Here is a 17,712-nt window from a genome sequence, read left to right on the forward strand (position 1 = left end):
ATGGAGGCTCAGGCCGCCGACGAGGCTCTGGTCGAGCTCGACGCGGCCAGCGGTCCGCTCGCGACCGCCGAACGACTCGCCGAACAGGGCTTCGGGCCCCGGCTCAAGACGACCGCAGACGACGTGCTGGCGCGCTTGAAGTCCAAGCGCATGCCGGCAGCCTGATCTCAACACCCGTTTCGAACCCAATCGTCAATTGAACCATTAGGAGACCATCATGAACCAGAACGGCCAGCCCCACAGCAGCGCCTGGGTGAGCTTCACTTACGCATCCTTCGCAGCCTCCGCCTTCCTCGTCGCCATCGGCATCTTCTTCCTGCCGATCGATCTCTGGATGAAGGGCTATCTCACCATGGGTATCGTCATGCTGATCCAGACTTGCATCACGCTGACCAAGACCGTGCGTGACAATCACGAGAGCAGCCGCCTCGTGAACCGCATCGAGGATGCCAAGGCCGAGCGCTTGCTGATGGAGGTCTCCAAGGCGGCCTGAACTGAATCGGAGCGGCGGGGCAACATGCTCCGCCGCGCCTGCATCCGCGCACATCTCGTAAAGACGTTTGTGGACCAAGATATCCGTCACGCATTGTGCTTCACACCCAGGTGCGATATGGCTCTCGCGCTTTCCAGAGGCGGAGACGAGCTTTGTCGAAACAATCCCTGCGTGAGGAGGCCGAGCGCCTGATCCGCGAATCGATGGAAAAGAAGACCATCGTGGTCAAGCAGGGCGCCACCCGCATCGAAGCGGTCTGCGGCAAGTGCGGCGCGCCGAACCGGGTGCAGGCGGAGAAAGGCCAGACCCGCGTCAAGTTCGCGTGCAAGAACTGTGGGCACAAGCAAGAGACGCTGTAGTCGAGACGCGCAAGGCGCGCCTCACCTTCAGGGTCTGGCAGTCAGTCTTCCCTCACAAACCTCGCGAACGCATCCGCATGATCCGGATGCCAGCGCGACAGCGGCGGGCGATTCTCGATGATGTCGCCGGCCGCCCACAGCATGCGCTTCTCGTCCAGCGCGCGCGGCACGTCATTGTCCGGGCAGAGGATGTAGAAGTCGCCGGCCTCCAGCCGCGTCAGCATGAAGTCGACCGTCTGCTCCGGCGTCCACGCCCCGGCCGGCTTCTCGGTGCGGCCCTTGGCGGTGAGGCCGGTGAAGACGAAGCCGGGAATGAGTAGATGCGCGGTGATGCGGCAGTCCTTCGTGTTGCGCAGCTCGTGCTGGAGCGCTTCGGTGAACGCCTTCACGCCGGCCTTGGACACGTTGTAGGCGGGATCGCCGGGCGGGGTGGTGATGCCTTGCTTCGATCCGGTGTTGATGATGAGGCCCGGCTTGCCGCGCGCGATCATGTTCGGTGCGAAGATGCGCGAGCCGTTGATGATGCCCCACATGTTGACATCGATGATGCGCTGCCAATTGTCGGGTTCGGCGAACAATGTGCTGCCGGGCTGAATGCCGGCATTGTTCATCAGGATATCGGTCCCGCCAAACCGCGCGCGCACGGCGCGTTCCAGTTCCATCACGCCATCGGCCTTGCCGACATCGACCGCAGACGTCATCACATTCGAGGCACCTGCGGCGGATGACAGTTTTGTTGCAGCCTCGGCCAGGCGTCCCTGATCGACATCCGCGATGCAAACCTTCATGCCGGTGCGCGCAAACGCCGCGGCGGCGGCAAATCCGATGCCGGACGCGCCGCCCGTGATCACCGCAACGTTGTCCTTGGCGATGGCGGGATGTGACATGCGAATTCTCCGGCGAAGCTGTGTTGCGCTCCGGTGCGTTATAGCACGTGCCTCGCGCGACCCTGCACAAGTTGGCATGGGAGGTCTTCGTTCCACGCCGCCTTTACGCGTTTCCGGTCCCGCTGTAGTTTGTCTGACGAACGATCCCGCCCAGATCGAACCAATCAATCAGCTGACAGGGAGTGCAGCCATGGCTGTATCGCAGGCTATTCCGATCACGCGCCATCCGTTCGCCAACGGGTCCTACAAGCAGATGCTGATCGACGGGAAGTGGGTTGACGCCGCTTCCGGCAAGCGCTTCGAGACCCATAACCCTGCCACCGGCGAACTGCTCGCGACCGTCGCCGAAGGCGACAAGGAAGACATCGATCGTGCGGTCGCTGCCGCCCGCCGCGCCTTTGAAGGACCCTGGAGCAAGGTCAAGCCGTTCGAGCGGCAGAACCTGCTCCTGAAGCTTGCCGACCTCGTCGAGAAGAATTTCGACGAATTGTCGCAGCTCGACACGCTCGACATGGGCGCGCCGCTCAGCCGCACCCGCGCCTATCGCCTGCGCGCTGTCGGCATGCTGCGTTACTACGCCGGCCAGACCACCGCGATCCATGGCGAGACCATCGAGAACTCGCTGCCCGGTGAAATCTTCTCCTACACACTGAAGGAGCCCGTCGGTGTCGTCGGCGCCATCATTCCCTGGAACGGCCCGCTCACTGCGACGCTCTGGAAGATCGGCCCGGCGATCGCGACCGGCTGCACCGTGGTGCTCAAGCCCGCGGAAGAAGCGCCGCTGACCTCGCTGCGCATTGCCGAGCTTGCACTGGAAGCCGGCATTCCGTCCGGTGTCGTCAACGTCGTGCCGGGCTATGGCGAGACCGCGGGCGCCGCGCTCGCTTCGCACCATGACGTCGACAAGGTCGCCTTCACGGGCTCGCACATCACCGGCCAGTCGATCATCCGTGCGTCGGCCGGCAACCTCAAGCGCGTCTCGCTCGAGCTCGGCGGCAAGTCGCCGGACATCGTCTTCGCGGATGCCGATCTCGATGCCGCAGTGCCCGGTGCCGCGATGGCGGTGTTCGCCAATTCCGGCCAGATCTGCAGCGCGGGGACGCGCCTGTTCGTCGAGCAGTCGATCTACGAGGAGTTCACTGGCCGCGTCGCCGAATTCGGCAAGAAGCTGCAGGTCGGCAACGGCCTCGATCCCAATGTGCAGATTGGCCCGCTCGTCTCCGAGGAGCAGCTCAAGCGCGTCACCGGCTATCTCGACATCGGCCAGAAGGAAGGCGCGAAGGCGCTCGTCGGCGGCGGCCGCGTCACCGAAGGCGCGCTGTCGAAGGGCTTCTTCGTCTCGCCGACGGTGTTCGCGGGCGTGCAGGACAACATGCGCATCGCGCAGGAGGAGATCTTCGGGCCCGTCATCTCCGCAATCGCGTTCAAGGACATGGACGAGTTGGTCAAGCGCGCCAACGCCACCACGTTCGGCCTCGGCTCCGGCCTGTGGACGCGCGACGTCAGCAAGGCCCATGCGGTGGCGAAGAGCCTGCGGGCCGGTTCGGTGTGGGTGAATTGCTACCAGGCGATGGACCCGGCCGTGCCGTTCGGCGGCTACAAGATGAGCGGCTATGGCCGCGAGTCCGGCAAGCAGCATGTCGAGGAATATCTCAACGTGAAGGCCGTCTGGATCAAGACGGCGTAAGATCTGTTCTCTCCCTCCTTCCGCGAGAGGGAATATCTACTTGGGGGCGGCGCCTTTTCCGGTGACCGCCCCTCGCTATATGATCCACATCCTTTCATAGACATCCGGGGACCACATGAAATTCGAGGCGCTGTTCAAACCGTTGCAGGTCGGTCCGTACAAGCTCGCACACCGCGTCGCGATGGCGCCGCTGACGCGCATGCGCGCTGAGCGCGATACTTTCGCGCCGCGACCGCTCAACGCCGAATATTACGGCCAGCGCGCAACGCCGGGCGGCCTCGTCGTCGCCGAAGCCTCGCCGGTCCTCTCGCATGGTCGCGGCAATCCGGCGACCCCCGGCATCTATTCGGAGGCGCAGATCGCCGGCTGGCGCAAGGTGACGGACGCCGTGCACGCAAAGGGCGGCATCATCTTTCTCCAGCTCTGGCATGTCGGCCGGGTCTCCCATTCCTCATTCCATGGCGGCGCGCTCCCGGTGTCGGCCTCGGCGATTCCGATCAGGGCCGAGGGCATGAAGGCGATGACCGCCGACGGCAAGATCGCCGATTACGAGACGCCGCGGGCGCTGGAGACTGGGGAAGTCAAGGACATCGTCGAGGCGTTTCGCCAGGGTGCCAGGAACGCGCTCGCTGCCGGCTTCGACGGCGTCGAGATCCATGGCGCCAATGGTTATCTGCTCGAGCAATTCCTGCAATCGCGCAGCAACCAGCGCACCGATCAATATGGCGGCTCGATCGAGAACCGCGCGCGGCTTCTGCTCGAGGTGACGCAGGCCGCGGTCGATGTCTGGGGCGCGAACCGGGTCGCCGTGCGCCTCTCGCCTCACGGCATCGCCAACGATTCCGGAGAGCCCGATCCGATGCCGCTCTATACCCATGTCGTAAAGGCGCTCGACAAGCTCGGCCTTGCCTATCTCCACTTCATCGAACCGCGCTCCAGCGGCGCCGGCCGCGCTGATGTCCACTGGGAGAACGTGCCGTCGGCGATGGTGCTGTTCCGTCCGCTCTACAGCGGCGTGCTGATGACCGCCGGCGGCTTCACCGGCGAAACTGCGAATGCGGCGATCGCCGAAGGACACGCCGACATCATCGCCTTCGGCCGCATCTTCATCTCCAATCCTGATCTGCCGCGCCGCCTTCAGCACGACTATCCGATCACGCCGTACAACCGTGCGACGTTCTACAGCGGCGAGGCAAAGGGGTACACGGACTATCCGGTGTATGACGAGTTGACGCCGGCGTAGCCTTTCTTCGTAGCCCAGATGGAGCGCAGCGAAATCCGGGATTCGTCCCCGCGGCACGATTCCCGGATTGCGCTTCGCTCCATCCGGGCTACGGAGCTATTGTGGTGCTCCGACTATCACCACAAACTCCGTCATTGCGAGCGCAGCGAAGCAATCCAGAATCTTTCCGCAGAGGCAGCCTGGATTGCTTCGCTGCGCTCGCAATGACGACGGGAGGCACAATGGCCAAAGCCGCAGCCGCCGCAGGTATAGCCACTGGGCAATGCCTCTGCGGCAAGATCCGCTTCGAGATCGACATTCCCGCGCGCTGGGCCTGGCACGATCATTCCGCCGCCAGCCGCCGCGCCCATGGCGCGGCTTACGCGACCTATGTCGGAAGCTGGAAGAAGCGCTTCCGCATCACCGCTGGCAAGACCGCGCTCGCAAGCTACGAGGACAAAGCCACGAAAACCACCCGCAGCTTCTGCTCGCATTGCGGCACGCCGATCACCTATGAACGCCCGCGCGGCCCGCACATGGTCAACATCCCCCGCGCGCTGTTCAGCGAGCGCACCGGCCGCCAGCCGCTCTATCACATCGCGATCGAAGAGCTGCAGGAATGGACCTATACCGGCGAGCCGCTGGTGCCGCTGAAGGGATTTCCAGGTGTGGTCTGGCAACGCTCGAAGAAAAAGCGGGCAGGCGGCGAAGATCCGTTCGAGCTGGGGCGGGAGGAGATGTAGCCTTGTTCGTTCCGCTCGCGTGTCCCGGACGCGCTGCAGCGTGAAACGCTGCTGCGCAGAGCCGGGATCCATGCGTCAGCGAGCTGATCGCGAATCTGGGTCCCGGCTCTGCGTCGCAACGTTCCACGTTGCGCCGCGTTCGGGACATGAGACCTACATGCGCAACGCAGCCATGACCGCGCTTCCTTGCGCGCCTCCTCCGACTTCGGCCATCATGCACCGTCCTTGCGGCGACGTCCGCTTCTGGAGGAAACATGAAGAACAAGATCACCGGCCGCTCCGCCTTTCTCGCGCTGCTCAAGGACGAGGGCATCACGCATCTGTTCGGCAACCCCGGCACCACCGAGCTGCCGATCATGCACGCCCTCAAGGACCATCCCGATCTCACCTATGTGATGGCGATGCAGGAGAGCCTGGTGGTCGCGATCGCGGACGGCTACAGCCGTGCCTCCGGCAAGCTCGTCGCGTGCAATGTCCATGTCGCGCCGGGCCTCGGCAACGCGATGGGCTCGCTCTACAACGCCCAGTTCACGGGCACGCCGATGATCCTCACGGCCGGCCAGCAGGAGCAGGGCCACGGCCTGATGGAGCCCGTGCTGTACGGCCCGCTGGTGCGCATGGCCGAGCCGCTGGTGAAATGGGCGGTCGAGGTGACGCGGCTGGAAGATCTTCCGCGCATCGTGCGCCGCGCCGCCAAGGTGGCGATGACGCCTCCGACCGGGCCCGTGTTCATCTCACTTCCCGGCGATATCCTCAATTCCGAAGCTGGCATTGATCTCGGCCGCTCCACCCGCATCGATGCGCGCACCAAGCCGTCGGATGAGGCGCTCAAGGCATTTGCTGCGCGGCTGCTGAAGGCCGAGCGCCCCGTGATCGTCACCATGGACGAGGTGGTCAAGAGCGATGCGCTCAAGGAGGCCGCTGAGCTCGCCGAACTTCTCGGCGCTGCCGCTTACCAGTCCTCCACGCCCTATGGCGCGCATTTCCTCTCCGAAAGTCCGAGCTTCGTCGGCACGCTCGCGCGCGTGCAGAAGGTCGCACGCGATACGCTCGCGCCCCACGATCTCTTGATCGCGCTCGGCGGCGATCCTTTGCGGATGTCTGTCTATAGCGAGGTCGATGCGCTGCCGGATGGCCTCGGCATCGTGCAGATCGGCCTCGTCGATTGGGAGATTGCCAAAAATTACGGCGCCGAGATCGCGCTGAAGGCGGATTTGAAGGAGACGCTGCGCGCGCTGATCCCGGTGCTGAAGGAGATGGGTGGGACGACGCTCGCGAGCCGCGCCAAGCAGCGCCTCGCCGAGCTCGCACCGGCGAACTGGACTGCGCGCCGCGCCGCGTTGGTCGAGCAGATCGGCAAGAGCGCCGGCCGTGCCCCGATCGATCCGGACTTCCTGGTGCTGCAGATGATCGAGGCCATGCCCGACCATGCCATCCTGGTCGACGAAGGCCTCACCTCCAGCCGTCAGATCACCGCGCTGCGGCCGCACCGCGATCGCTATGGCTATCACGGCCTCGCCTCCGGCGGCATCGGCTGGGGCCTGCCGGCCTCCGTCGGCGCCAGCATCGCCAATCCGGATCGCCCTGTCGTGTGCTTCTCCGGCGACGGCAGTGCGATGTATTCGATCCAGTCGCTGTGGACGGCGGCGCATCACAAGCTGCCGCTCAACGTCGTCATCGCCAACAATGGCGGTTACCGCATCATCAAGCAGCGCCTGCTCGCGTTCCATGGCGACGACAATTACGTCGGCATGGATTTCGTCGATCCCCCCGTGGATTTCGCCGGCGTCGCCAAGGCGCTGGGCTGCGAGGCGATCAAGGTCAGCGATCCCCGTGAGCTGAAGGCGACGCTGGCGTCGGCGTTCAGCCGGCCGGGCACCAAGCTGATCGAGGTGATGGTGGACGGGAAGGTGTAGGGCGGGCTGCTATCGCACCGGTGTTCGCCACGTTCTCAACTGTCATCGCCCGACTTGATCGGGCGATCCAGTATTCCAGAGACGGCTGTGATTCCTCGATAGGCCGCCGCGTACTGGATGCCCCGGTCAAGCCGGGGCATGACAGAGAGTGTGTGGCAGTTACCCCGTCTTTCCCACCCGATATCCCGCCGCCGGATGCGGCGCGCCGAGCCGCGCACGGCCATCGCCGAACAGCTTCTCTCGCAGCGTGCCCTTTGCATATTCGGACTTGTAGCGCCCGCGCTTCGTCAGTTCCGGCACCAGCATGTCGGCGATGTCCTCGAAATCGCCGGGTGAGATCGCGAACGCGACGTTGAGCCCGTCGACATCGGTCGCCTCGAACCATTGCTCGATCTTGTCCGCGACCATCTCCGGCGTGCCGACCACGACCGGGCCGGCGCCGCCGATGCCGACATGCTCGATGACGTCGCGTACGGTCCAGACGCGGTCGGGATCGGCGCGGGTGACGTTGTCCATGGCACTGCGGCCGGCATCGTTCTGGACGTGACGCACTTGCTGGTCGAGGTCGTAGCCGGAGAAGTCGACACCAGTCCAACCCGACATCAGCGCCAGCGCGCCTTCCGGGCTGATGTGGCGGCGGTAGTCGGCATACTTCTCTTTCGCTTCGGCTTCCGTCCGTCCGAGGATGATCGTCATCATCGAGAACATCAGGATCTCGGCCGGGTTGCGGCCGAGCGAGGCGGCTTCCTGGCGGATCGCGGAGACGCGCGGCGCGATCACCTTGGCCGACGGGCCCGACATGAACACGCATTCGGCGTGCTTGGCCGCGAACTGCCGGCCGCGCGGCGAGGTGCCGGCCTGGTACAGCACCGGCGTGCGTTGCGGCGACGGCTCGCTGAGGTGAATCGTGTTGTTGATGCGAAAGTTTGCGCCCTCATGATTGACGCGATGAACTTTCGCGGGATCCGTGAAGATGCCGCGGGCCCGGTCGCGCAGCACGGCGTCGTCCTCCCAGCTGCCTTCCCAGAGCTTGTAGACCACCTCCATATATTCGTCGGCGATGTCGTAGCGGTCGTCATGTCCGGTCTGCCTGTCCTTGCCGGCGCCGCGCGCGGCGCTGTCGAGATAGCCGGTGACGACGTTCCAGCCGATCCGGCCCTCGGTGAGGTGGTCGAGCGTCGACATCCGCCGTGCGAACGGGTAGGGCGGCTCGAAGGACAGATTGCTGGTGACGCCGAAGCCGAGATTTTGAGTGACCGCCGCCATTGCCGAGAGCAGCAGCAGCGGCTCATTCGATGGCGTCTGTGCCGCATTGCGCAAGGCTGCGTCAGGGCTGTTGCCATAGACGTCATAGACCCCGAGCACGTCGGCGAGAAACAGCCCGTCGAAACGGCCCCGCTCCAGTGTCCTGGCGAGATCGGTCCAGTAGGGCAGGCGGTTATAGTCGGCGGTGCGATCGCGCGGGTGGGTCCACAGGCCCGGTGACTGGTGTGCGACGCAATTCATCGCAAAGGCGTTGAGCCTGATCTCTTTGGCCATGATGTCCCTTGGCAGTCTGTACTGTTGGCACTCTGTACTGAGCGCTCTTCGAATGGTAGACGTACGCCCCAACTTGGCGACGTTCTTGCATATCCTAGACTTGGATGTCTTGGCCTTGGCAAGGCCAAATCCGTCGGCGCTGTCGCACGTGGCAAGCCAATATCGAGGAAGCAAGAACGAAATCCCAAGAGAACTCCAAGTTCTATCGAAGCCCCCGCCACTTTCGAAGACCTGCCCGCCTCGGGTAATGTCCTTCGCCTCAGAACCTCGAAATGCAAGCCATGACCAGAGCCGACGCCATCGCCCGTGCCCGTGAGGATTTCACCTCCGGTGCGTTTCTTTCCGAGCTCGACCGCCGCGTCGCGTACCGGACCGAAAGCCAGAATCCGTCGCGGGGCACCGAGTTGCGCGCTTATCTGGAACAGGAGATGCAGCCGGCATTCGCCGCGTTGGATTTTTCCAGCCGCATCGTGGAATCCCCCAGCGGCAAGGCGCCGTTTCTGTTTGCCGAGCATCACGAGAGTGAATCCGCGCCGACGGTGCTGATCTACGGCCACGGCGACGTCGTCGACGGCATGGAGGGCGAGTGGCGCGATGGCCGCGATCCCTGGCACACGACGGTTGCGGGCACTCGCCTCTATGGCCGCGGCACCGCCGACAACAAGGGCCAGCACAGCATCAACATGGCGGCGCTACGCGCTGTGCGCGAGGCCCGCGGCGGCAAGCTCGGCTTCAACGCCAAGTTCATCGTCGAGATGGGCGAGGAGATCGGCTCGCCCGATCTCGGCAAGGTCTGCGATCTCAATCGCGACACGCTCAAGGCCGACCTGTTCATGGCCTCAGATGGGCCGCGCCTGTCTGCCGACCGGCCGACGCTCTTCCTGGGATGCCGCGGCGGCATCCGCATCCACCTCGACGTGAATTTGCGCGACGGCGGACACCATTCCGGCAATTGGGGCGGCGTGCTCGCCAACCCCGCGACCATCCTGGTCAACGCCATCTCGACGTTGGTCGACGGCCACGGCCGCCTCCTGCTCGACGCGCTGAAGCCGCCCCGCCTCACCAACCAGATCCGCTCTTATCTCGCTGACGTGCAGGTGGTGCCGACCGAGGACGAGCCGGCGCTGGCGGAGAATTGGGGCGAGGACGGCCTGTCGGCGGCCGAACGGCTCTACGCCTGGAATACGCTGGAAGTGCTGGCGATATCCTCGGGCAATATCGAGAAGCCGGCGAACGCCATTCCCGGCCATGCCAATGCCGTGCTGCAACTGCGTTTCGTGGTGGGGACCAAGGTCGAGGGTCTGATCGAGGCCATCCGGGCGCACTTTGTCGCGAAGGGATTTCCAATGGTCGAGGTGCGGGCGGCCCAGAGTTTTGCTGCATCGCGCACCGATTTCGACAGCCCCTGGATCAAATGGGCGGCGGATTCGGTGCAGCAGACCACCGGCAAGGCGCCGGCCGTGCTGCCGAATTTCGGCGGCTCGCTCCCCAACGACGTGTTCTCCGAGGTCCTGGGCCTGCCGACGATCTGGGTGCCACACTCCTATCCCGGCTGCTCCCAGCATGCGCCCAATGAGCACATCCTGCTGCCATTGACTGAAGAGGCCTTGACGGTGATGGCGGGGCTGTTCTGGGATCTCGGCGAGTTGCAAGAACCGCTAACAGGCCCGTTAACCTGAGCCTTCGATCCAGCCGAAAGTCACATTCTAATCCGGCCCGATTTGTGCTTGCATCCGGGCCGCATCATCCGAAAGGGGAAGAGAAAAGTGAAACATTTCCGTCACATCGGGCTCGCGCTTGCCGCGACCTTCGTCGTCAGCCAGGCCGGGGCCCAGGAGCTGACCGGCACGCTGAAGAACATCAAGGACACCGGCGCGATCACGCTCGGCTTCCGCGACTCCTCGATTCCGTTCTCCTACCTCGACGACAACCAGAAGCCCGTCGGATTCGCGATGGACATCTGCTACAAGATCGTCGACGCCGTGAAGAAGGAGCTCAAGCTCGACAAGCTCGAGGTCAAGCTCAATCCGGTGACCTCGGCGACGCGCATTCCGCTGATGGCGAACGGCACCATCGACCTCGAATGCGGCTCGACCACCAACAATGCCGAGCGCCAGAAGCAGGTTTCGTTCACCAACACCCACTTCCTGACCGCCAGCCGTTACGTCTTCAAGAAGTCGAGCGGCCTCAAGTCGATCGACGACCTCAAGGGCAAGACGGTGGTCTCGACCGCCGGCACCACCAACATCAAGCAGCTCACCGAAGCCAATGTCGCCAAGGGCCTCGGCGCCAACATCATTCCGGCCAAGGACCACGCCGAAGCCTTCCTGATGGTCGAGACCGACCGCGCGGTGGCCTTCGTCATGGACGACATTCTGCTGGCCAGCCTCGTCGCCGGCTCGAAGGCGCCGGACGACTACGCCGTCTCCAAGGACGCGTTCTCCAAGCCCGAGCCCTACGGCATCATGCTGCGCAAGGATGACCCCGCCTTCAAGAAGGTGGTCGATGCGGCGACCGCGGCGCTCTATACGTCGGGCGAAGCTCAGAAGATCTACGACAAATGGTTCACCCAGAAGATTCCGCCGAAGGGCCTGAACCTCAACACGCCGATCTCGGCCGAGCTGAAGAACGAGTTCGCCAAGCCGTCGGACTCGCCGAATCCGGACGACTATAAGTAAGACAGACCTCGATCTTTCGATCGGAATCATGTCCGGCCACTCTTGACACAGGGGTGGCCGGACATTTGCATAGGCGCCCAGGACTTCTCTGAACGAGACTTCTCTCAAGTCGCCCAATGAGGGGCGCGTTCGCGCGGGGGACACGTGAACTATAACTGGAACTGGGGAATCTTCTTCCAGCCGAATCCGATGGGGACCGGTACCTATCTCGACATGCTGCTGTCGGGACTGGCACTGACCCTCAAGACCGCGGCGCTGGCCTGGATCATCGCGCTGATTACCGGCTCGCTGGTCGGCGTGATGCGCACGCTGCCGTCCAAGGGTGCGAACTGGTTCGGCTTTGCCTATGTCGAATTCTTCCGCAACATGCCGCTGCTTGTGCAGCTTTTCCTGTGGTTCTTCGTGCTGCCGGAACTGCTGCCGAAGGGCGCCGGCACTTGGCTGAAACAGCTGCCGAACGCGCCGTTCTGGACGGCGGCGATCGGCGTTGGTTTCTTCATGTCCGCGCGCGTCGCCGTGCAACTGCAGGCCGGCATCTCGTCGCTGCCGCGCGGGCAGAAGATGGCCGCAACGGCGCTGGGCCTGACCACTGCGCAGGGCTATCGCTACGTGCTGCTGCCGATGGCCTTCCGCATCATCCTGCCGCCGCTCACCTCCGAATTCCTCAACACCATCAAAAATACCGCGGTCGCCATCACCATCGGTCTGCTTGAGCTGACCGGGCAGGCGCGTTCGATGCAGGAATTCTCCTTCCAGGTGTTCGAGGCCTTCACCGCCGCGACCATCCTCTACCTCCTCGTCAACGCCGTCGTCGTGACCGCGATGCGCTTCCTCGAGCGCTGGGTCGCGATCCCCGGCTACATCACGGGGAAATAAGATGTTCGGCAATCTCGATTTCGACGTCATCCGCCGCGCGCTGCCCTATCTATTCTACGAGGGCATGACCTTCACGCTGACGCTGACGGCGCTCGCGGCGCTCGGCGGTCTCATCTTCGGCACGGCGCTCGCCCTGATGCGGCTGTCCGGCTTCAAGATCCTTGGCCGGATCGCCGGCATCTATGTCGACTTCATGCGCTCGCTGCCGCTGGTGCTGGTGATCTTCTGGTTCTACTTCCTGGTGCCCTATATCGGGCAGTGGGTGACCGGCGCCTCGCGCCCCATCAGCGTCGGCGCCTTCGCATCCTCGCTCGTCACCTTCATCATGTTCGAGGCGGCGTATTTCTCCGAGATCATGCGTGCCGGCATCCAGTCGATCTCGCGCGGACAGCCGGCTGCGGCGAGCGCGCTGGGGCTGACCTATGCCCAGACGATGCGCTACGTCGTGCTGCCGCAAGCCTTCCGCAACATGCTGCCGGTCCTGATCACGCAGACCATCGTGCTGTTCCAGGACACCTCGCTGGTCTACGTGCTCTCCATCACCGACTTCCTGGGAGCGGCGAGCAAGGTGGCGCAGCGCGACGGGCGCCTCGTTGAAATGTACCTGTTCGCAGCCGTCGTCTACTTCACCATTTCCTGTATCGCGTCCTACGGCGTCCGCCGTCTGCAGGCGCGCATCGCCATCATTCGCTAGGGCTAGCCGCTCATGATCGAAATCAGCCACGTCAACAAATGGTACACGCCGAGCTTCCAGGTGCTGACGGATTGCACCACCAACGTCACCAAGGGCGAGGTGGTCGTGGTCTGCGGGCCCTCGGGTTCGGGCAAGTCGACGCTGATCAAATGTGTCAACGCGCTGGAGCCGTTCCAGAGCGGCGACATCCTGGTCGACGGCACCAAGGTCAACGATCCCAAGACCAATTTGCCGAAGCTGCGCTCGCGCGTCGGCATGGTGTTCCAGCACTTCGAGCTGTTTCCGCACCTCAAGATCATCGACAATCTCTGCCTCTCGCAGGAGAAGGTGCTGGGCCGGTCGCACGACAAGGCGGTGACGAAGGGCATGCAGCTTCTGGAGCGCGTCGGGCTGAAGGAGCAGGCGCAGAAATTCCCGGCGCAGCTCTCCGGCGGCCAGCAGCAGCGCGTCGCCATCGCGCGCGCGCTCGCGATGGACCCGATCGTGATGCTGTTCGACGAGCCGACCTCGGCGCTCGATCCTGAGATGGTCAGCGAAGTGCTCGACGTCATGGTCGATCTTGCCCGCGAAGGCATGACCATGATGGTCGTCACACACGAGATGGGTTTTGCCCGCAAGGTCGCCAACCGCGTCATCTTCATGGACCGCGGCGAGATCGTCGAGGATGCCGCGAAGGACGACTTCTTCGGCAAGCCGCGCAGCGACCGCGCGCAGAAGTTCTTGTCTAAGATCCTGTCGCACTGAACAACTGCCGTCATTCCGGGATGCGCCGAAGGCGCAGGCCCGGAATCCATAACCACGAGTCGGGGTTATGGATTCCGGGCTCGTCGCTTCGCGCCGCCCCGGATGACCATCGTGGGGTTTATCGGCGCCCGCAAATTTCGTATAGCAGCCCAAATCCCCCTTTTCCCAGGAGATCTGCCTTGGACTCGATCGCCTACGTCAATGGCTCCTTCGTCCCGCTGTCGGACGCGAAAGTCTCGATCCTCGACCGCGGCTTCCTGTTCGCCGACGGCATCTACGAGGTTTCCGCCGTGCTCGACGGCAAGCTGGTCGACAATGCCTCGCATCTGGCGCGACTGGAGCGCTCGGTCGGCGAGATCAGCTTGAGGCTGCCCGAGACCGTCGAGCGCATCACCGAGCTGCAGAAGGAGCTGATCGCGCGCAACAAGGTCGAGAACGGCCTGGTCTACCTCCAGGTCACGCGCGGCGCCGACACGGGCCGCGACTTCGCGTTCCCCAAGGGAGACGTCAAATCGAGCCTGGTGATGTTCACCTCGGAGAAGGACATCATCAACGCCGCCGCGGCCAAGACCGGCATCAACGTGATCACCGTCCCCGACATCCGCTGGGAACGCCGCGACATCAAGAGCGTGGCGCTGCTGGCGCAGGTGCTGGCGAAGCAGGCCGCCGCCGAAGCCGGCGCCGGCGAAGCCTGGATGCTGGAAGACGGCTATGTCACCGAAGGCGGCTCGTCCTCGGCGTTCATCCTCACCAAGGACGACGTCATCGTCACCCGCAAGAACTCCAACGCGATCCTGCCGGGCTGCACCCGCAAGGCCGTGGTGGCGCTCGCCGAAGAGCGCCAGCTCCGGGTCGAGGAGCGCTCCTTCACGGTCGCCGAGGCGCTCGCAGCGAAGGAGGCTTTTGCGACGTCGGCGTCATTGTTCGTGCAGCCGGTGGTCGCGATCGACGGCAAGAAGATCGGCGACGGCAAGCCAGGCCCAATGGCGACGCGTCTGCGCGAGATCTATGTGGAGTTCGCCAAGGCGACGGCGGTTTGAGCCACCCGCTGTTGTCATCGCCCGGCTTGACCGGGCGATCCAGTACTCCGAGGCGGTTGTTGGTTTACTCGATAGGTCACGGCGTACTGGATGCCCCGGTCAAGCCGGGGCATGACGCTTGAGAGTGTACAGGCGGCGGTGCGTCCATGACGCCGCCCCTATGCCACCGACGCCCTCACCTTCACCGGATGCACCGCCCGGAATGCGATCGCGATCCTGTTCCAGGCGTTGATGGCGGCGATGAGCATCGTCAGGTTCATCGTCTCCTCCTCGGAGAACTGCGCGCGGACCTGCTCGTAGACGTCATCCGGCGCGCGCGTCTGCGAAATCAGTGTCAACGCCTCGGTCCAGGCCAGCGCCGCGCGCTCGCGGTCGGAATAGAGCGGGGATTCGCGCCAGGCGTCGAGCAGGTAGATGCGCTGCTCGGTCTCGCCGCGCTTGCGGGCGTCCTCGCTGTGCATGTTGATGCAATAGGCGCAGCCGTTGATCTGCGAGGCCCTGATCTTGACGAGCTCGATCAGTGATTTCTCGAGGCCCGTCGACTGGATCTGCGCCTCCAGCACCATCAGCGCTTTGATCGTGTCGGGCGCAGCCTGGTAGTAGTTCATGCGGGGTTTCATGGTCGTTCTCCTTTATCGGCTCGAGGTCAGTGGGCTCCGCCCGCGGACGTCTGGCCGGACTTTTTCAGGAAGAGCACCGCGATCAGGGCAATGATCAGCGCCATGCCGAGCAGATAGAAGGTGTCGCTGAAGGCGAGGATATAGGCCTGCTTCTGCACGATACGGCCGATCGCGACATAGGCGCGGCGCGCGGCGTCCGCATGGTCGAGAACGCCGTGGTTGACGAAGTACTGGGTGAGTTGCTCCAGCCGCGTGCGCGTCGCCTGCTCGAACACCGAGACCGACTGCATCAGCACGTTGGAGTGATACTGCTCGCGCTTGGTCAGCACGGTCTGGAGCAGTGCGATGCCGACGGCGCCGCCGAGATTGCGCATCATGTTGAACAGGCCGGACGCCGAGCCTGCATTCTCCGGCTCGATGCCGGCCGTCGCCACCGCCGACAGCGGCGCCATGACCAGCGCCTGGCCGATCGCACGGACCACGTTGGGCCAGAGCAGCTGCTCGGCGGCGTAATTGCTGGTCATATAGATGTTCATGAAGTTCGAGGCCGCGAACAGGACGAAGCCGACGCCGATCACGAGCCGCGCATCGAACCGCTGCATCAGACGCGGCACGAGCGGGATCAAGACGAGCTGGGGCAGCCCCGTCCATGCCAGCACCATGCCGATCTGCTCGGCATTGTAGCCCTGGATGCGCGCCAGATATTGCGGCAGGATGAACACCGAGCCGTAAAGTGCGATGCCGAGCAGGAAGTTCGCGAGCATGCCGAAGCCGAAATTGCGGCGAACGAGCAGACGCAGGTTCAGAAGCGGCTTCTTCACCGTGAGCTCGATGATGAGGAACGCGGCCAGCGCAATGCCCGCGATCACCGACAGCTTCACGATGAATGGCGAGCCGAACCAGTCGTCCTTGTTGCCTTCCTCCAGCACGGTCTGCAGCGCGGACAGGCCGATCGCCATGGTGATGATGCCGGCCCAGTCGCCCTCGCGCAGCAGCGACAGCTTCATCGGCTTTGCGTCGAGCGCGTACCAGAGCATGCCGACCATGATCGCGCCCGGCACGAGGTTGACGTAGAAGATGTACTGCCAGCCGAAATTCTCGGTGAGATAGCCGCCGATGGTTGGCCCGATCGCGGGCGCGAACGTCGCCGACAGCGCGAACAGTGCAAGGCCCACCGGCTGCTTGGCACGCGGCAGCAGCGTGATGATCAAGGTGAAAGCCATGGGGATCAGCACGCCGCCGGTGAAACCCTGCACCGCGCGTAGCACGATCATTTGCGTCAGATCCTGCGCCAGCGCGCAGGCCGCCGACAGGGCCAGGAACAGGATCGCGTTGGTGAGGAGATAGATCCGGATCGAGAACACCTGCGCGAGCCACCCGGACAGCGGAATCACCACGATCTCTGCGACCAGATAGGAGGTCGAGATCCAGCCGCCGTCGTCGATGCCGGCGCCGATCGCGCCCTGGATGTCGGCGAGCGAGGCGTTGACGATCTGGATGTTCAGCACCGCCATGAAGGCGCCGAGCGTCGCGCCGATCACAGCGATCCATGTCCTCGCGGAAACCGCCGGTGTGGCGGACGCAGCAGGTGCGGGGAGGCCGGCTGCGGCGTTTTGGGTGGGTTGGAGCGTGCTCATGGAAGCCTCGTCAGCTTCAGCCGCCGTGCGGGCGGGACGTATTGTTGGCGAGGCGCCTGGTCGTCTCGCGTTCGGCCAGCACGGTCTGTTTGGTGTCGACGGTCGGCACCGCCGACATGCCGGGCCGCAACAGACCGATGAGCTCATGATTGTCGAGCACGATCTTCACCGGCACGCGCTGCACGATCTTGGTGAAATTTCCGGTGGCGTTGTCCGGCGGCAGCAGGGCGAATTCGAGCCCGCTCGCCGGCGACAGGCTGTCGATATGGCCGCGCAGGGGCTGGCTGCGGAAGCTGTCGATGCGCAGCTCGACCGGCTGGCCGGGGCGCATATGCGTGAGCTGGGTCTCTTTGAAGTTCGCGACGACGTAGACTGCATCCAGCGGCACCACGGCCATCAGCTGGGTGCCGGCCTGCACATACTGGCCGACGCGCAAGCTGCGTGCGCCGACCGTGCCGTCGACCGGCGCGGTGATCTCGGTGTAGGACAGGTTCAGCGCCGCCTGCTGCGCCACCGCGCGGGCGCGGTCGAGCTGGGCCGTCGCCTGGGCGCGCTGGGTGGTGAGCACGTCGACCTT

Annotated in this window: 17 protein-coding genes and 1 pseudogene; 13 read left to right on the top strand and 5 right to left on the bottom strand. The window is 64.2% G+C overall.

The window, feature by feature from the left end; all coding sequences use genetic code 11:
* From SE91_RS37440 to SE91_RS03110, 3 genes and pseudogenes are all read left to right on the top strand, one after another.
* Positions 1 to 165, top strand: a pseudogene (locus SE91_RS37440) (PspA/IM30 family protein); the annotation flags it as partial.
* Positions 166 to 217: 52 nt separating this feature from the next.
* Complete coding sequence (locus tag SE91_RS03105; protein ID WP_061846546.1) at positions 218 to 493, top strand: YiaA/YiaB family inner membrane protein; 276 nt, start codon at positions 218 to 220, stop codon at positions 491 to 493.
* A 152-nt stretch (positions 494 to 645) separates the two neighbouring features.
* Complete coding sequence (locus SE91_RS03110; protein ID WP_008543990.1) at positions 646 to 852, top strand: hypothetical protein; 207 nt, start codon at positions 646 to 648, stop codon at positions 850 to 852.
* 41 nt (positions 853 to 893) lie between these two features.
* Here the strand turns inward: SE91_RS03110 and SE91_RS03115 are convergent, their stop codons facing one another.
* Complete coding sequence (locus tag SE91_RS03115; RefSeq protein ID WP_008543991.1) at positions 894 to 1,739, bottom strand: SDR family NAD(P)-dependent oxidoreductase; 846 nt, start codon at positions 1,737 to 1,739, stop codon at positions 894 to 896.
* A 190-nt stretch (positions 1,740 to 1,929) separates the two neighbouring features.
* Here SE91_RS03115 and SE91_RS03120 point away from each other — a divergent pair, with 190 nt between their 5' ends.
* From SE91_RS03120 to SE91_RS03135, 4 genes are all read left to right on the top strand, one after another.
* The gene (locus SE91_RS03120) at positions 1,930 to 3,426 is read left to right on the top strand and encodes an aldehyde dehydrogenase family protein (RefSeq protein WP_061846547.1); all 1,497 of its coding nucleotides are present in this window, start codon (positions 1,930 to 1,932) and stop codon (positions 3,424 to 3,426) included.
* A 115-nt stretch (positions 3,427 to 3,541) separates the two neighbouring features.
* Positions 3,542 to 4,669, top strand: coding sequence for an alkene reductase (locus SE91_RS03125; protein ID WP_061846548.1), 1,128 nt, complete (start codon positions 3,542 to 3,544; stop codon positions 4,667 to 4,669).
* 221 nt (positions 4,670 to 4,890) lie between these two features.
* Positions 4,891 to 5,391 carry a GFA family protein gene (locus SE91_RS03130; RefSeq protein WP_061846549.1) on the top strand — a complete coding sequence of 167 codons (501 nt, stop codon included), beginning with the start codon at positions 4,891 to 4,893 and terminating at the stop codon, positions 5,389 to 5,391.
* Positions 5,392 to 5,645: 254 nt separating this feature from the next.
* On the top strand, positions 5,646 to 7,307 hold the full coding sequence (locus tag SE91_RS03135; RefSeq protein ID WP_061846550.1) for a thiamine pyrophosphate-binding protein: 1,662 nt from the start codon (positions 5,646 to 5,648) through the stop codon (positions 7,305 to 7,307).
* A gap of 159 nt (positions 7,308 to 7,466) precedes the next feature.
* Here the strand turns inward: SE91_RS03135 and SE91_RS03140 are convergent, their stop codons facing one another.
* The gene (locus SE91_RS03140; protein WP_061846551.1) at positions 7,467 to 8,846 is read right to left on the bottom strand and encodes an LLM class flavin-dependent oxidoreductase; all 1,380 of its coding nucleotides are present in this window, start codon (positions 8,844 to 8,846) and stop codon (positions 7,467 to 7,469) included.
* 281 nt (positions 8,847 to 9,127) lie between these two features.
* Between SE91_RS03140 and SE91_RS03145 the strand changes: the two genes are divergently transcribed.
* From SE91_RS03145 to SE91_RS03170, 6 genes are all read left to right on the top strand, one after another.
* Complete coding sequence (locus SE91_RS03145; protein WP_061846552.1) at positions 9,128 to 10,525, top strand: M20 family metallopeptidase; 1,398 nt, start codon at positions 9,128 to 9,130, stop codon at positions 10,523 to 10,525.
* Positions 10,526 to 10,612: 87 nt separating this feature from the next.
* Positions 10,613 to 11,524, top strand: coding sequence for an amino acid ABC transporter substrate-binding protein (locus SE91_RS03150; protein ID WP_060737508.1), 912 nt, complete (start codon positions 10,613 to 10,615; stop codon positions 11,522 to 11,524).
* 144 nt (positions 11,525 to 11,668) lie between these two features.
* Positions 11,669 to 12,400: an amino acid ABC transporter permease gene (locus tag SE91_RS03155; RefSeq protein WP_061846553.1), complete on the top strand. Its 732-nt coding sequence runs from the start codon at positions 11,669 to 11,671 to the stop codon at positions 12,398 to 12,400.
* A 1-nt stretch (position 12,401) separates the two neighbouring features.
* Complete coding sequence (locus SE91_RS03160; protein ID WP_061846554.1) at positions 12,402 to 13,094, top strand: amino acid ABC transporter permease; 693 nt, start codon at positions 12,402 to 12,404, stop codon at positions 13,092 to 13,094.
* 12 nt (positions 13,095 to 13,106) lie between these two features.
* Entirely contained in the window at positions 13,107 to 13,838 is a 732-nt protein-coding gene (locus SE91_RS03165) for an amino acid ABC transporter ATP-binding protein (RefSeq protein WP_060734820.1), read from the top strand.
* Between the two features lie 179 nt (positions 13,839 to 14,017).
* Positions 14,018 to 14,878: a D-amino-acid transaminase gene (locus SE91_RS03170; protein ID WP_061846555.1), complete on the top strand. Its 861-nt coding sequence runs from the start codon at positions 14,018 to 14,020 to the stop codon at positions 14,876 to 14,878.
* 158 nt (positions 14,879 to 15,036) lie between these two features.
* Here SE91_RS03170 and SE91_RS03175 read toward each other — a convergent pair whose 3' ends face one another.
* The 3 genes from SE91_RS03175 to SE91_RS37445 form a co-directional block, all read right to left on the bottom strand.
* The gene (locus SE91_RS03175; RefSeq protein WP_061846556.1) at positions 15,037 to 15,498 is read right to left on the bottom strand and encodes a carboxymuconolactone decarboxylase family protein; all 462 of its coding nucleotides are present in this window, start codon (positions 15,496 to 15,498) and stop codon (positions 15,037 to 15,039) included.
* Positions 15,499 to 15,524: 26 nt separating this feature from the next.
* A complete protein-coding gene (locus tag SE91_RS03180) occupies positions 15,525 to 17,135 on the bottom strand; it encodes an MDR family MFS transporter (protein WP_061846557.1) in 1,611 nt (536 codons plus the stop codon).
* Between the two features lie 16 nt (positions 17,136 to 17,151).
* Positions 17,152 to 17,712 (bottom strand): HlyD family secretion protein (locus tag SE91_RS37445; RefSeq protein ID WP_245318295.1); only part of this gene is annotated, 561 nt, incomplete at its 5' end.

Origin of the sequence: Bradyrhizobium sp. DOA1 (genome assembly GCF_001593325.1) — a bacterium.
Classification (GTDB): domain Bacteria; phylum Pseudomonadota; class Alphaproteobacteria; order Rhizobiales; family Xanthobacteraceae; genus Bradyrhizobium.